At 61.1% G+C, this 15,081-nt stretch carries 12 protein-coding genes and 1 pseudogene; 2 read left to right on the top strand and 11 right to left on the bottom strand.

Annotation, left to right across the window (positions count from 1 at the left end; all coding sequences use genetic code 11):
• The 11 genes from AC1D0Z_RS09735 to AC1D0Z_RS09685 all read right to left on the bottom strand — a co-directional run.
• The coding region (locus AC1D0Z_RS09735) for a phospholipase D-like domain-containing protein (RefSeq protein ID WP_477658046.1) at positions 1-560 on the bottom strand (560 nt) is incomplete at its 3' end.
• Positions 561-702: 142 nt separating this feature from the next.
• Complete coding sequence (gene nudB / locus AC1D0Z_RS09730; RefSeq protein ID WP_477658045.1) at positions 703-1,149, bottom strand: dihydroneopterin triphosphate diphosphatase; 447 nt, start codon at positions 1,147-1,149, stop codon at positions 703-705.
• Positions 1,150-1,365: 216 nt separating this feature from the next.
• Positions 1,366-3,171 carry an aspartate--tRNA ligase gene (aspS, locus tag AC1D0Z_RS09725; protein WP_477658044.1) on the bottom strand — a complete coding sequence of 602 codons (1,806 nt, stop codon included), beginning with the start codon at positions 3,169-3,171 and terminating at the stop codon, positions 1,366-1,368.
• Between the two features lie 51 nt (positions 3,172-3,222).
• A complete protein-coding gene (locus tag AC1D0Z_RS09720) occupies positions 3,223-3,852 on the bottom strand; it encodes a DUF502 domain-containing protein (RefSeq protein ID WP_477658043.1) in 630 nt (209 codons plus the stop codon).
• The gene (locus AC1D0Z_RS09715) at positions 3,852-4,217 is read right to left on the bottom strand and encodes an FmdB family zinc ribbon protein (protein ID WP_477658042.1); all 366 of its coding nucleotides are present in this window, start codon (positions 4,215-4,217) and stop codon (positions 3,852-3,854) included. The genes AC1D0Z_RS09720 and AC1D0Z_RS09715 overlap by 1 nt, the downstream gene beginning before the upstream one ends.
• 114 nt (positions 4,218-4,331) lie before the next feature.
• Positions 4,332-5,885 (bottom strand): ubiquinone biosynthesis regulatory protein kinase UbiB, encoded by a 1,554-nt coding sequence (gene ubiB, locus AC1D0Z_RS09710; protein WP_477658041.1) that lies wholly within the window; start codon positions 5,883-5,885, stop codon positions 4,332-4,334.
• Positions 5,882-6,502 carry a hypothetical protein gene (locus tag AC1D0Z_RS09705; RefSeq protein WP_477658040.1) on the bottom strand — a complete coding sequence of 207 codons (621 nt, stop codon included), beginning with the start codon at positions 6,500-6,502 and terminating at the stop codon, positions 5,882-5,884. Before AC1D0Z_RS09705 ends, ubiB begins: the two co-directional genes overlap by 4 nt.
• A gap of 337 nt (positions 6,503-6,839) precedes the next feature.
• Positions 6,840-7,826 (bottom strand): Tim44 domain-containing protein, encoded by a 987-nt coding sequence (locus AC1D0Z_RS09700; RefSeq protein ID WP_477658039.1) that lies wholly within the window; start codon positions 7,824-7,826, stop codon positions 6,840-6,842.
• 39 nt (positions 7,827-7,865) lie between these two features.
• The gene (gene ubiE / locus AC1D0Z_RS09695; RefSeq protein WP_477658038.1) at positions 7,866-8,597 is read right to left on the bottom strand and encodes a bifunctional demethylmenaquinone methyltransferase/2-methoxy-6-polyprenyl-1,4-benzoquinol methylase UbiE; all 732 of its coding nucleotides are present in this window, start codon (positions 8,595-8,597) and stop codon (positions 7,866-7,868) included.
• Positions 8,598-8,749: 152 nt separating this feature from the next.
• Positions 8,750-9,163, bottom strand: coding sequence for a gamma-butyrobetaine hydroxylase family protein (locus AC1D0Z_RS09690; protein WP_477658037.1), 414 nt, complete (start codon positions 9,161-9,163; stop codon positions 8,750-8,752).
• A 97-nt stretch (positions 9,164-9,260) separates the two neighbouring features.
• Complete coding sequence (locus AC1D0Z_RS09685; RefSeq protein WP_477658036.1) at positions 9,261-13,193, bottom strand: DUF3683 domain-containing protein; 3,933 nt, start codon at positions 13,191-13,193, stop codon at positions 9,261-9,263.
• Between the two features lie 220 nt (positions 13,194-13,413).
• Between AC1D0Z_RS09685 and ugpB the strand changes: the two genes are divergently transcribed.
• The gene (ugpB, locus tag AC1D0Z_RS09680) at positions 13,414-14,730 is read left to right on the top strand and encodes a sn-glycerol-3-phosphate ABC transporter substrate-binding protein UgpB (protein ID WP_477658035.1); all 1,317 of its coding nucleotides are present in this window, start codon (positions 13,414-13,416) and stop codon (positions 14,728-14,730) included.
• A 133-nt stretch (positions 14,731-14,863) separates the two neighbouring features.
• Positions 14,864-15,081, top strand: a pseudogene (locus tag AC1D0Z_RS09675) (glycerol-3-phosphate transporter permease); the annotation flags it as partial.

Genomic DNA, 15,081 nt, shown 5'->3' with positions numbered 1-15,081 from the left:
ATGTGCCGCTGCCGCGCGCTATAGCCGGCCTGCACGCGCCACCAGAGCAAGGCCATGGCATCAGCCGCCTGCATCGCCAGCGGGCCGGTAAGCGTCACGGCAAAATCAACGCGCGGCGCCTGGAGCGCGCCGTGGTTGGGATCGTAGAAATCGTCAAGCACATTGATGCCGCCGCAAAACAGAGTGCGCTGGTCCACCACACACAGCTTGCGGTGCAGCCGCCGCCAGCGCTCCGGCACCAGCAGGCCCAGGCCGCTCAGGCCGGTACCGAGGGGGGAATACACCAGCCAGTCGACTTTGGCCTCTGCAAATTTGTCGCGCCAGTTAGCCGTCAAACGGCCGGTACCTATGCCGTCGACCAGCACCTGCACCGTCACGCCCCGGCGGGCAGCGCGGATCAGAGCCTCGGCCACCTCCGCACCCGCGCCGTGGAAATCAAAAATATAGGTTTCCAGCTGGATCCAGGTTTTCGCTGCATCAAAGGCCTCGACGAGTGCCGGGAAAAAATCCTGCCCACCCTGGAGCAATTGCAGTGCACCGGCCTTGCGAAGTGGAAACATGTGCGGCGGCTTAGCCTGGAGTGTGTGAATATCTGGCGGGTTGATCGATGCCCGATTGATTCCATTTGAACCGACCGACTGGTGTTTGCCAATCGGTGAAGCACCCGCTCACAAACTGTTGCGATCTTCTTGCGCTCGCCGTTCAGTCCGTGAATTTCGGCAAGAGCAGCACCGCCTCGGCATTCGACGGTGAAAAGCACAAGTCTGCGGCTGCATGGTGCGGCAGCCACTGCCAGGCCGTGTGTTCCCCGGGGTTAAGCCTTACCTCGCAAGCCTCGGGCAGGCACAGGCTGAAGACGTGCTCGGTGTTGTGGATAACGCCGGGCGCATAACGATGGCGCCAGACCGGATAAATCTCGTAAACATTCACAAGGCCCCAGTCGCGAAACTGCCCAGGTTCTGCGTCAATGCCCGTTTCTTCCAATACCTCGCGTGCCGCCGTCTGCAGCAAGGGTTCGCCCACCGTATCTTTGGAGCCCGTGACGCCCTGCCAGAAACCCGGGTTGTCGGCGCGCTCGATCAGCAGCACATCCAGCTGCGGTGTGTGGATGATGACCAGCACCGATTCGGGGATCTTGAAGGCTTCCAAGCTATCCCCTCGTCACTCAGATGCTTGCGCTTGCTTGCGAGCGACAGGCTTTTCCGCCGGGCCGCCCCAAGGAAAAGAGCGCCCCCGAGGGGCTGGAGCCCGCGGCTTCAAGCCTGCCTGCGCAGGCTTGGACGGGCGACAGAGGCGAAGCGTCTCGGGAGCCGCGGCCTGCAAGGCCTCGGAAGCTACGCGCAGCGAGCGACCGTGGGGGCAACATTAAACTGGCTGTGGGTTGCGCAGGCGAATGTGCAGTTCGCGTAACTGCTTTTCATCCACCGGGCTGGGCGCGTGCGTGAGCAGGTCCTGTGCGCGCTGTGTCTTGGGAAAAGCAATCACGTCACGGATCGACTCAGCGCCCGTCATCATGGTGACGATGCGGTCCAGGCCGAAAGCCAGGCCACCGTGCGGCGGCGCGCCGTACTGCAATGCGTCCAGCAGGAAGCCAAACTTCTGCTGCGCTTCTTCCGGGCCGATTTTCAGGGCGTTGAACACCTTGCTCTGCACGTCTGCCTGGTGGATACGGACCGAGCCGCCACCCAGTTCCCAGCCATTGAGAACCATGTCGTACGCCTTGGCAATACAGCGGCCCGGGTCGGTGTCCATCCAGTCTTCGTGCCCGTCTTTGGGTGCGGTGAACGGATGGTGCACGGCGCTCCAGCGCTGGCCTTCCTCGTCAAATTCGAACATCGGGAAATCAACCACCCACAGCGGCTTCCAGCCTTTGGCAAAGAGGCCGGTTTTCTTGCCGAATTCGCTGTGGCCGATCTTCAGGCGCAGCGCGCCGATGCTGTCGTTGACGACCTTGGCCTTGTCGGCGCCGAAGAAAAGTATGTCGCCGTTCTGCGCGCCGGTGCGTTTGAGGATCTCCGCAATCGCTGCGTCATGGATGTTCTTGACGATGGGGCTTTGCAGGCCGTCGCGGCCTTTGGTGATGTCGTTGACCTTGATCCAGGCCAGGCCCTTGGCGCCGTAAATCTTGACGAATTCGGTGTAGCCGTCGATCTCGCCGCGGCTCATCTCGGAGCCGCCGGGCACGCGCAGGGCCACCACACGGCCACCTGCGGTGGTGGCGGGCGTGCTGAAAACCTTGAAGTCCACGGTCGCCATGACTTCGGTGAGTTCCGTGAACTCCAGGTTCACGCGCAAATCCGGCTTGTCGGAACCAAAGCGATGCATGGCCTCGCCATACGCCATGACCGGGAATTCGCCCAGGTCAGTGTTGAGCACGGTCTTGAAGATGTTGCTGATCATGCCCTGGAACAGGTCACGGATGTCCTGTTCGCCCATGAAGGACGTCTCGATATCGATTTGCGTGAATTCGGGCTGGCGATCAGCACGCAGGTCTTCGTCGCGGAAGCACTTGGTGATCTGGTAGTAGCGGTCAAAACCCGCCACCATGAGCAGCTGTTTGAACAGCTGCGGGCTTTGCGGCAGCGCGAAGAACATGCCTTCGTTGACGCGGCTGGGCACCAGGTAGTCGCGCGCGCCTTCGGGCGTGCTCTTGGTCAGCATCGGGGTTTCAATGTCGATGAAGCCGTTGGCGTCGAGGAATTTGCGCGTTTCCATGGCCACGCGGTAGCGCAGCATCAGGTTGTTCTGCATGTAGGGACGGCGCAAGTCCAGCACGCGGTGCGTGAGGCGCGTCGTCTCGGAAAGGTTGTCGTCGTCGAGCTGGAACGGGGGTGTCACGCTCGGGTTCAGCACGATCAGCTCGTGGCAAAGCACTTCGACCTTGCCGCTCTTGAGGTTGTCGTTGGTCGTGCCTTCAGGGCGGGCGCGCACCACGCCCTTGACCTGCACGCAGAATTCATTGCGCACGCCTTCAGCGGTCTTGAACATGTCGGCGCGATCCGGGTCGCAGACCACCTGCACATAGCCTTCGCGATCGCGCAGGTCAATGAAGATCACGCCGCCATGGTCACGGCGGCGATTGACCCAGCCGCACAGGCTGACGGTCTGGCCCAGCAAGGCTTCGGTCACCAGACCGCAATAGTTCGAACGCATTTGGGAAACGATAGCCATAAAAAACTCGGACTTTCAGCGCCTCGCGCGCAGGGTTGCAATTTTCGCGGTTTAAAGGGGAGGAGTCAGCGGACGCGGTGCGGGTTTGGAAGGCACCACGACGCCCATGGAAATCACGTAAGTCAAAGCCTCATCGACACTCATCTGGAGCTCAATGCAGTCGCTTCTTTTCAGCATCACAAAATAGCCACCGGTAGGGTTGGGCGTGGTGGGCACGTAAACGCTCAGGTAGTCACCCTGAAGGTGGTTGACCACGTCGCCGCCGGGCAATCCCGTCAGAAAGCCGATAGTCCATACGCCCTCGCGCGGCCATTGCACCAGCAGGGCCTTGCGAAAGGCATTGCCGTTTTCCGAAAACACCGTATCGGAAACCTGCTTCACACTGGAATAAATGGAACGGACGATGGGGATGCGGCTGAGGAAGGAGTTACCCCAGCGAACCAGTTTTTTGCCGAAAAAATTGCTGGCAACGGCGCCCATCAACAGCACGATCAGCAACGTGAGCAGCACGCCAAAACCAGGAATATGGAAACCCAGCAGCTTGTCGGGATGCCAGGCGCCGGGAAGGATCAGCAGCGTCTGGTCCAGGGTGCCGACAATCCAGTCGAGCACCCACAGCGTGATGGCCAGGGGCACCAGGACGAGGAGCCCGGCCAGAAGCCAGCGGCGAATGGAAGCCATCACGACGGTTTTGACGAAGAGTTGCCGCCGGAAGAGGTGGCCGGTGCCGCCGGGGCAGGCGCTGGCGCAGCCGCAGTAGTTGCCGGCGCGGGAGCACCCGAGTCAGCAGGTTTGGCGCTTGAAGCAGGGCTCGCAGCCGTGTCGCCGGCAGGCGCTGCGGCGGATGCCGGTGCGCCGGTGCTGCCACCGCGGAAGTCCGTCACATACCARCCGGAACCCTTGAGTTGAAAGCCCGCGGCCGTCACCTGTTTTTTGAAGGCGGGCTCACCGCATTGAGGGCAAACGGTGAGCGGTGCATCCGATATTTTTTGCAAAACGTCCTTGGCATGCCCACAGGACTCGCATTTATAGGCGTAGATTGGCATAGTGCTAGAGGTTTTGAACGGCTWAATCCGGAAATTGTCCGGAACATTTGCCCGGGAAAGGTTCCCGGATGCAAAGCCTTCAATTATAGGCCGTTGGGGCCTTGTCCAACTGGCCTAAAACACCCGTACACGCAGGAGAAACTGCATGGCGATCAGCCCCAACACGAAGCCCAAACCGCCATAAATCAGGCTTTGCAGCAGTTTGTTGGTGCGCTTTTGCTCAGACAGCAGCTCTTCAAGCTCGCGGCGGTTGATTCCGGGGGGCGATTTCAGATACTGGGACAGCAGGCGCGGCAAACCCGGGAGCAGCTTGGCATAGGCAGGCGCCTCCGCCTTGAGCTGCGCCAGCAGTTTTTCAGGGCCTACCTGCTCAAGCATCCATTTCTCCAGAAAAGGCTTGGCGGTGCTCCAGAGGTCCAGGTCGGGATCCAGTTCCCGCCCCAGGCCTTCGATATTGAGCAGGGTTTTCTGTAACAGGACCAGTTGCGGCTGAATCTCGACATGAAACCGCCGCGAGGTCTGGAACAGCCGCATCAGCACCAAACCCAGCGAAATTTCCCTGAGCGGACGGTCAAAATAAGGTTCGCAACAAGCCCTGATGGCAGCCTCCAGCTCGTCGACCCGTGTCTCAGGAGGCACCCAGCCGGACTCCAGGTGCAACTCAGCCACACGTTTGTAGTCGCGCTGGAAAAAAGCACTGAAGTTTTGCGCCAGGTATTCCTTGTCCACCTCTGTCAACGTGCCGACAATCCCGAAATCCAGCGAGATATAACGCCCGAAAGTCTCTGGCGCCAGGCTGACCTGGATATTGCCCGGATGCATGTCGGCATGGAAAAAACCGTCGCGAAACACCTGGGTAAAGAAAATGGTGACGCCGTCGCGCGCCAGTTTTTTCATGTCCACGCCGGCGTCGCGAAGGCGCTGCACCTGGCTGATGGGGATTCCCTTCATGCGTTCCATCACCATGACGTCGGGCATGCAGAAATCCCACACCATCTCGGGAATCATGACCAGGTCGAGGTTCTGCATGTTGCGGCGCAGTTGCGCCGCGTTGGCCGCTTCGCGCAGCAGGTCCAGCTCGTCATGCAGGTATTTGTCGAATTCAGCCACCACCTCGCGCGGCTTCAGGCGCTTGCCGTCCGATGAGGCGCCCTCCACCCAGCCGGCCATCATGTGCATGAGCGCCAGGTCTTTCTCGATGGCCGGCAGCATGTTGGGCCTGAGCACCTTGACGGCCACCTCACGGCCATTGGGCAAGGTGGCGAAATGCACCTGGGCGATGGAAGCGCTGGCCACGGGTGTCTGCTCGAAGCTTGCGAAGATGCGGTCCAGAGGCCGGCCAAAGGCTTTCTCAATGATGGCAACCGCTACAGCGGAATCAAACGGCGGCACCCTGTCCTGAAGTCGCGCAAGCTCATCAGCGATATCGGGTGGAAGCAGGTCGCGCCGGGTGGACATGACCTGGCCGAACTTGACGAAGATCGGGCCCAGGCTTTCAAGCGCTTCACGCAGGCGCTCACCGCGCGGCGCCTTCAGGTTGCGGCCCACCGACACAATGCGTGTCAGCAGGCGGATCCAGGGCCTTTCGAAACTGGAGAGCACCAGCTCATCCAGGCCGAACCGCAGCACGGTCCAGACAATAAAAACACCTCTGAAGAGGCGACTCATGCAGGTGCTTTCACCGGCTCGGCACCTTCGCCTGCCGAAGGACCCGCTTTGGGCGCTGCGGGCTGGGCACCGGTAGCTGGCGCCGGAGAAGGGGGAGCGGCTGACGCAAACGGCGTACTTGCCAAAAATTGCTTGAGCCCCGTGAAGATTCGCCGCCCGGCGTCGGCCACCGCGTGTGCAGGGGCGTCGCCGATCAGCCGGGAAAGGTCCTCCTCGGCATCCCAGCGCAGGTTTTCGGCCAGCCAGCCCAATTCGGCGGCCAGCTGCACGTCACCTTCGATTTTTACCGGCGGGGGTTTGCCGGCCAATACAGACTGCATCACTGTCAGCGGCGATTCGGTGGCCACCGCCAGCAGCAGGTCCGGCTTTGCAGCAGGCTGGGCCCGATCCACCAGGCCCGCTGGCGTAACCACCAGGTCAATCGCAAACAGGCCCCAGCGCAGATGCACTACGCGCCCTTTTTGCCGCAGCAAGCGGTCCTGTGCCTGCTTTTCCTGCATCAGGACATGGTTCAGGAACAGCACCAGCCGCTGCTGCCCCTCATCAACCACCCAGGCGGGCGGCTGAAAGCGGGTGGCAATGGATTCCAGAAATGAAAATGGGGTCGTAGTGTTCATACGACCCCGATTTTGACAGCAATGTGGCCCCCACGGTCGCTCACTTCGTGTAGCTCCCTGCCCCCCGAGGGGGCCGCTGCGCCTGCGGTCTGGCAAAGCCAGTCCCGCGGCCCCTGCTGGTTTGAAGAATTCTTTGGACACTACCCGTGCGGGGTATTCACCAGCGGGTGCCGCGGAACCGGCTTTGCCGGGCCGCAAGCGCCGTCCCCTGCAAGGGGAAAAGGGCTACACGAAGTGAGGCCGATAGGGGTGTGCCAATTTTTCGGCTTTGCCGGGCCGCAGGCACCGCCTCCTTTTAAGGGGAGAGCAGGCTACACGAAGTGAGCGTGAACGGGGGTTATTGGAGAGCCTGTACGCCGGCAACGAGCCAACCGCTGCCGCCACTGCGTGGCTTGGTCATGTTCCAGACCTCACGGAACGGGCTGGCGCCTGCAGAAGCGTCTTCGCGGATCATGCCGGAGAATTCCACGCTGGCCATGTAAACGTCGCTCAGTTCTTCAATGCCCAGCAATTGGGCATCCAGCATGACGACCTCGGTCTTGTTCACCACGCCGCCGGTGTGCGACTCACGGTCGGCGAGCTGGGTCTTGATCTGCTCGAGCATGTCGTCCGTCATCATGGCGCGCAGGCTCTGGATGTCGGAGCGGTCCCAGGCGTCCTGCAGCGTCACAAAGTTGGCCTTGCTGGCCTTGAGAAAACCTTCGGCGTCAAACCCGGCCGGAACACCCCATGACTGCGAACCCAGCAGGGCAGAGCCGATCATGGAGCCGCCCGCCGCAGGCGCAGCCGCGTCATATTTGTTGGCATCAAAAGCCATGCTGCTGCGCTCCCACGGACGCGCGGACGAATCGTTTCCGACATTTTCAGGGCTGTAGTTCTTGGGGGTGGTGGCATTGCCCGCACCCTGGAACGCGAAGGGTGCCTGTCCTGTTGCCTGGCCGTTGCCTGCTCCGCCCTTGAATTTGCGCATGATGAAACCGATCACCAGCATGACCACCAATGCCAGCAGGGCAAACATGATGATCTGGCCGAAGGCACCGCCCAGGCCCAGCGACGAAGCCAGCCACGCGAGGCCCAGACCTGCGGCCAGGCCGCCCAGCATGGCACCCCAGGGTTTCTTGGGCGCAACAGGCGCCGGTGTTGCCGCAGGGGCCGCCGGCTTGGCGGCATTGCTGCCACCAGGCGCCGCCTCACGCTTGGTGACGTTGGACGACTGTTTGCCAAATGACGAGCCACCGCCCAGTCGTTTGGCGTCGGCAGCTGTTCCCCCCAGAGCCAGGGTTAACGCGAGCGCCGCGGAAAATATTGCCGACCAGATTTTCATATCGTCTCCTTGATCACGGTTTTTAGGCCATTTGACTTTTCAACACTTGATTCCAACATGCAATGCCACGACCCCGCCTGTCATGTTGTGATAGTCCACATGGCCGAAACCACTTTTATGCATAAGGGCTTTCAGTTCGTCCTGGCCGGGGTGCATGCGAATGGATTCGGCAAGGTACTGGTAGCTTGAGTCGTCATTGGCCACCAGCTTTCCCAGCCGCGGCAACACCTTGAAGGAATACCAGTCGTAAATTTTCTCCAGCGGCTTGGCCACTTTGGAGAACTCCAGCACCAGCAGCTTGCCGCCGGGCTTGAGCACGCGATTCATCTCGCGCAGCGCATCTTCCTTGTGCGTCATGTTGCGCAGGCCGAAGGCGACGGTCACCACGTCGAAGTTGGCATCGGGAAACGGCAGGTGTTCGGCGTCACACACCAGGGTGGGCAAGCTGACACCAGCATCCAGCAGGCGGTTTCGGCCTTCGCGGAGCATCGCCTCGTTGATATCGGTATGTACCACGCGGCCGGTGGTGCCCACCTTGGGGGCAAAGGCCAGCGCGAGGTCGCCCGTGCCGCCGGCGATGTCCAGCACCTGGTAGCCCTCTTTGACATTGGCCACCAGCACCGTGTAGGCCTTCCAGGCACGGTGCAGGCCCATGGACATCAGGTCGTTCATCACGTCGTATTTGGGGGCCACAGAGTCAAACACGCCGCGCACGCGGCGTGCCTTGTCCTGCTCGTCGACGGATTCAAAACCGAAATGGGTACTGCTCATACCAGCAATGCTAGAGGGCAAAGGTGTAATTGCTCTCGACAACCCTGAGCGGACATGGGGCATTGCGGCTTATTGCCCGCTTTTATGCTGGAAAAACAACAGTGGCACGAGCACACCTTCGCCGCCACGTGCGGCTACAGGCCGCTTGCCGATCAGTGGCTTGCGCAGCCGTGGCCGCCGGCTACGGCCATGGGCGCATCGCGATCAACGCCGGCCGCCTGCAGGCGCCGCTGGTACTCATCCCAGAGCTGGGCCTGGTCGGCGCCCAGTTTGTAGAGATAGTCCCACGAGAAAATTCCGCTCTCATGGCCATCCGAAAACACCGGCTTGACGGCGTAATTGCCAATAGGCTCAAGCTCAATCACAGTCACTTCACGCTTACCGGTTTGCAGGATTTCCTGGCCCGGACCGTGACCTTGCACCTCAGCGGAGGGTGAATAGACGCGCATGAGTTCAAACGGAATCCTGAACTCGGCACCGTCAGAAAACGCGATTTCAAGAATGCGCGACTGGCTGTGAACCGTCAGCGCAGTGGGGGTCGGTGAATCGGGTTGAAGGCCTGCCATGAAGGGATCGCTTTCTGAAGGAAGAAGGCCTGACGCATCAGGCCTTTGATTTGGCATTTTGGCAATAAGCCCGTTGACATTGAAACCAGGAAACGGCCTAGACCAAAACCCGCTCAATGCCGCCATGGTTGGCCGCCTCGACATAGGCCGGCAGCCATTCCTTGCCCAGAATCTGATTGGCCATTTCGACCACGATGTAATCGGCTTCAAGCAGGCCGTTACTCAGATCGTCGCCATATCGCGAAAGCCCTTGCAGGCAGCTCGGGCAGCTGGTGAGGATCTTGACGTTGGCGGTTTCAGCCACCGCACCGGCCTGCCGCAAGGCAGCTTCGCCCTTGCGCAATTCTTCTTCCTTGCGGAAACGGATCTGCGTCGAGATGTCGGGCCGGGTAACGCCCAGCGTGCCCGACTCACCGCAGCACCGGTCATTCTTGAGCACGTTGTCGCCCAGCAGCGCCTTGACGGTTTTCATGGGCTCCTGCAGCTTCATCGGGCTGTGGCAGGGGTCGTGATAGAGATAGCCCGCACCCGGCTGGTCGGTGCGCAGGGTGATGCCTTTTTCGAGCAGGTATTCGTGGATGTCGATGATGCGGCAACCCGGGAATATCTTGTCGAACTCGTAGCCCTGCAGCTGGTCGTAGCAGGTGCCGCAGCTCACCACCACAGTCTTGATGTCCAGGTAGTTCAGCGTGTTGGCCACGCGGTGGAACAGCACCCGGTTGTCGGTGATGATTTTTTCGGCCTTGTCGAACTGGCCGCTGCCGCGCTGCGGATACCCGCAGCACAGGTACCCCGGCGGCAGCACGGTCTGCACGCCCGCATGCCAGAGCATGGCCTGCGTCGCCAGGCCCACCTGGCTGAACAGGCGCTCGGAGCCGCAGCCGGGAAAATAGAACACGGCCTCGGTTTCCGACGTGGTGCTCTTGGGATTGCGGATGATGGGGACGTAGTCCTTGTCCTCGATGTCCAGCAGCGCCCGCGCGGTCTTCTTGGGCAGGCCACCCGGCATCTTTTTGTTGATGAAGTGGATCACCTGCTCTTTCACGGGCGCCTTGCCGACCGTTGCCGGCGGCAGCGCCGTCTGCTTGCGTGCCAGCCGGCGCATCAGGTCGTTGGCAAGGCGCTGGGCCTTGAAGCCCACGTCCACCATGGCGCCGCGCATGAACTTGATGGTTTGCGGGCTGGTGGCGTTCAGGAAAATCATGGCGGCGGCGTTACCGGGCCTGAAGGATTTTTGCCCCATCTTGCGCAGCAGGTTCCGCATGTTCATCGAGACTTCACCGAAGTCGATGTCCACCGGGCATGGCGTCAGGCACTTGTGGCACACCGTGCAGTGGTCAGCCACGTCCTCGAACTCTTCCCAGTGCTTGATGCTCACGCCGCGCCGGGTTTGCTCTTCATAGAGGAAAGCCTCCACCAGCAGCGAGGTGGCCAGGATTTTGTTGCGCGGGCTGTACAGCAGATTGGCGCGCGGCACGTGCGTGGCGCATACCGGCTTGCACTTGCCGCAACGCAGGCAGTCTTTGACGCTGTCGGCGATGGCGCCGATGTCGGACTGCTGCATGATCAGCGACTCGTGGCCCATCAAGCCGAAGCTCGGGGTATAGGCATTGGTCAGATCGGCGTGCAGAATCGGTTTGACACCGTTTTCGGCCTGCAGCCCGCTACCACCGTGCGCAAGCAGCTCCTGATTTCGTAGCAGCTTGCCTTTGTTGAAGCGCCCTTCGGGGTCAACTTTCTGCTTGTATTCGGTAAAAGGCCGCAGCTCCTCGTCAGTCAGGAACTCCAGCTTGGTGATGCCGATGCCGTGTTCGCCCGAGATCACGCCGTCCAGGGAACGGGCCAGCACCATGATGCGCGCCACTGCCACATGTGCCGTCTGCAGCATGTCGTAATCGTCGCTGTTAACAGGCAGGTTGGTGTGCACATTGCCGTCGCCGGCGTGCATGTGCAGCGCCGCCCAGACGCGGCCCTTGAGCACGCGTTTGTGGATGGCATTGCATTCCTCCAGGACCGGCAAAAACGCACCGCCCGAGAAAATCGCCTGTAGTGGCGCGCGAATCTGGGTTTTCCAGCTGGCGCGCAGCGTGTGGTCTTGCAGTTGGGGAAGGTGCGTCCCGATACCCTGCAGCCATCCGGTCCACAGCGTGCGTACTTCAGCAAGCAGCGCCAGCGCCTGGGCCACACGGTCTTCGAGCAGCTCCGCCGAGGGGATCTCGTTGGCGTCGTCAGACTTGCCCAGGGGCAGGTTGCCCTTGAGGAAAAAGGCCTCCAGCTCGTCGCACAGCCGGATCTTGTTGGCCAGGCTCAGCTCGATATTGATCTGCTCGATGCCGTCGGTGTATTCCGCCATGCGGGGCAGCGGAATGACGACGTCTTCATTGATCTTGAAGGCATTGGTGTGTTTGGAGATCGCCGCAGTGCGCTTGCGGTCCAGCCAGAATTTCTTGCGGGCGTCAGGGCTGATGGCGATAAAACCTTCGCCGTGGCGAGAATTGGCAATGCGCACCACCTCCGACGTGGCGCGCGCCACCACATCGGCGTCGTCACCGGCAATGTCGCCAAACAGCACCATTTTCGGCAGGCCGCCGTGCTTTTTCGACTTGGTGGCGTAACCGACCGCCTTCAGGTAGCGGTCGTCCAGGTGTTCCAGCCCCGCCAGGATGGCGCCGCCGCGCTTTTGCTCGGCGAACATGAAATCCTTGATCTCGACGATGCTGGGCACCGCGTCCTTGGCATTGCCGAAAAACTCGAGGCAGACGGTGCGGGTGTGCGCCGGCATGCGGTGCACGATCCAGCGTGCGCTGGTGATGAGGCCGTCGCAGCCTTCCTTCTGGATGCCCGGAAGGCCGCTGAGGAATTTATCCGTGACGTCCTTGCCCAGCCCTTCCTTGCGGAAAGTCTTGCCGGGAATATCCAGCCGCTCGGTGCGGATGGGCGTTTTGCCGTCGGCTTCGAAATACTGGAGTTCGAAACTGGCCATCTCGGCGTCGTGAATCTTGCCCAGGTTGTGGCCCACGCGCGTGATTTCCAGCCACTCGGCCTGCGGCGTCACCATGCGCCATGAAGCCAGGTTGTCCAGCGCCGTGCCCCAGAGTACGGCTTTCTTGCCGCCAGCGTTCATCGCAATATTGCCGCCAATACAGGAGGCTTCTGCGGAAGTCGGGTCAACCGCGAACACAAAACCGCCGCGCTCTGCCGCGTCAGCCACGCGCTGGGTCACCACACCGGCTTCGGTCCACACGGTGGCGACCGGTTTTTCAACGCCAGGCAACGAGACCATTTCGACCTCGGTCATGGCTTCGAGCTTCTCGGTGTTGATGACCGCCGATTTCCAGGTGAGTGGAATCGCACCGCCGGTGTAGCCGGTGCCGCCGCCGCGCGGCACGATTGTCAGGCCGAGCTCAATGCAGGCCTTGACCAGGCCTGCCATTTCGGCCTCGGTGTCGGGCGTAAGCACCACAAACGGATACTCGACGCGCCAGTCAGTCGCATCGGTGACATGTGACACCCGCGAGAGGCCGTCGAACTTGATGTTGTCTTTGAGCGTCAGCTTGCGCAGCTTGCGTTCCGTCAGGCGGCGCAAGTCGTACATCTCGCTGAAGGAGGTATAGAAGCGGGCGACGGCGCCACGCGCGGCATCCAGCAGTTCACCGACGATGGCGTCGCGCTGTTGATCCGCCTCCGGTGTGCGGCGTTTTTCCACCTCGGTGAGGCGGTGCTGCAAGGCATCGACCAGCAGCTTGCGCCGCTTGGGATTGTCCAGCAGGTCGTCCTGCAAATAGGGGTTGCGCTGCACCACCCAGACATCACCCAATACCTCGTACAGCATGCGGGCGGAGCGGCCGGTGCGGCGCTCGTCGCGCAGGCGGTTCAGCAGGTCCCAGGCACGCTCGCCCAGCAGGCGGATGACCACTTCCCGATCGGAAAATGAGGTGTAGTTATAGGGAATCTCGCGGATGCGGGCTTCGCCAGCCTTTGCGTCATCGGCAAAGACGTTCAATTCTTGGAGGGTAGTAGGGGCGTTCATCGTGAAAAGCCAGCGGCTTCGGACCCGTGTCCAGCGCTGTTGCCCTATATTACCGCAGCGCAACATTTATCTTTGGCGCCAGGGAAGTCGTATGTGTCCTTATGGAAATCCCGCTTGTCGGGAAGCCCGCAAATCGATTAAATCGCGTGTCACAAACAGTTTTTACACTGTCTCGTTTAACGTGGCGCGCCCCGGTGCGCGCCCAATCCCAGGAGTTTTAATGAAAAACCGTCTCTCAGCATTCGCCTTCGCGGCCCTCGGCCTGTGTGCGCCGCTGGCCAGCCAGGCCCAGACCGAGATCCAGTGGTGGCATTCAATGACGGCCGTCAACGGCGAATGGGTCAATGACCTGGCCAAGCAATTCAACGAGAGCCAGAAGGAATACAAGGTAGTGCCCACCTTCAAAGGCACGTACGACGAATCCATGACGGCCTCGATCGCGGCCTTCCGCGCCGGCAATGCACCGCATATCCTCCAGGTGTTTGAAGTCGGCACCGCCACGATGCAGGCCAGCAAGGGCGCCATCGTTCCGGTCGGCAAGATCATGCAGGACGCCGGAGAAAAATTTGACCCGAAGGCTTACATTCCCGCTGTCGCCGGCTACTACACCGCGCCAAACGGCCAGATGTTGAGCTTCCCGTTCAACAGCTCCACCACCATCTTCTATTTCAACAAGGACGCGTTCAAGGCCGCCGGCCTGCCGACCGACAAGGCCCCCGTCACCTGGCCTGAGGTGGTCAACGCCGCCGCCAAACTGAAGGCATCCGGCCACAAGTGCCCCTTCACGACCGCCTGGCAGAACTGGACGCAGGTGGAAAGTTTCTCGGCCTGGCACAACGTCGAGTTCGCCACCAAAGCCAACGGCCTGCAAGGCATGGATGCGCGCCTGAAGGTGGATTCTCCGCTGCACGTGCGCCACATCGAGAACCTGGCCAACATGGCCAAGCAGGGTCTTTTTATCTACAAGGGCCGCGGCAACGTGCCTGAAGCCAGCTTCGTGTCGGGCGAGTGCGCCATGATCAACACGTCTTCGGGCTTCTACGGCAACGTGGCGAAAAACGCCAAGTTCGCCTACGGCCTGGCCCCGCTGCCTTATTACCAGGACGTTCCCGGCGCGCCACAGAACACCGTGATCGGCGGCGCAAGCCTCTGGGTCATGTCGGGCAAGAAAGCGGCCGAATACAAGGGTGTCGCCAAGTTCTTCAGCTTTATCTCCACGCCTGAAGTGCAGTCGGCCAGCCACAAGCGCACCGGCTACCTGCCTGTGACGATGGCTTCGTACGACTTGACCGAAAAGTCCGGCTTCTACAAACAGAACCCGGGCACCGACGTCGCGGTCACGCAGATGATCCGCAAGGTCACAGACAAGAGCCGCGGTATTCGCCTGGGCAACTATGTGCAGATCCGCGCGATCGAGGACGAAGAGCTCGAGCAGGTCTGGAACGGCAAAAAAACTGCCAAGGAAGCGCTGGGCTCCATCGTCAAGCGCGGTAATGAGCAGCTTGAGCGCTTCCAGAAAGCCAATAAGGGCGGCTGATCGCCCACGAGACAGAGCCCCCCCGCCCGACGGGCTACACTCGGCCCGCCTGACTTCCCTCTCTTCCAGACAGGAGACGGCCAGGCGGGTTTTTATGTTTTAGCACTCACAGTTTTTGCCCACTGAAGGCCTTATGGAAAAACGCGTTGTCTTCCGATCCAGCTGGCTCCCCTGGCTGCTGCTGCTGCCGCAAATGGCGGTCATTTTGGTGTTCTTCTTCTGGCCGGCGGGGCAGGCCCTGCTGCAATCGCTGCAACAGCAGGACCCTTTCGGCACCTCCATCGAGTTCGTCGGCCTGGACAATTTCAGGCAACTGCTGGATGACCCGAGCTACGTCGAGTCGTTCAAGAC

The organism is Polaromonas sp. P1_E3 (assembly GCF_056405935.1).
Note: the sequence above shows the minus strand (reverse complement) of the source record. Positions and strands in the feature narration are given on the sequence as shown.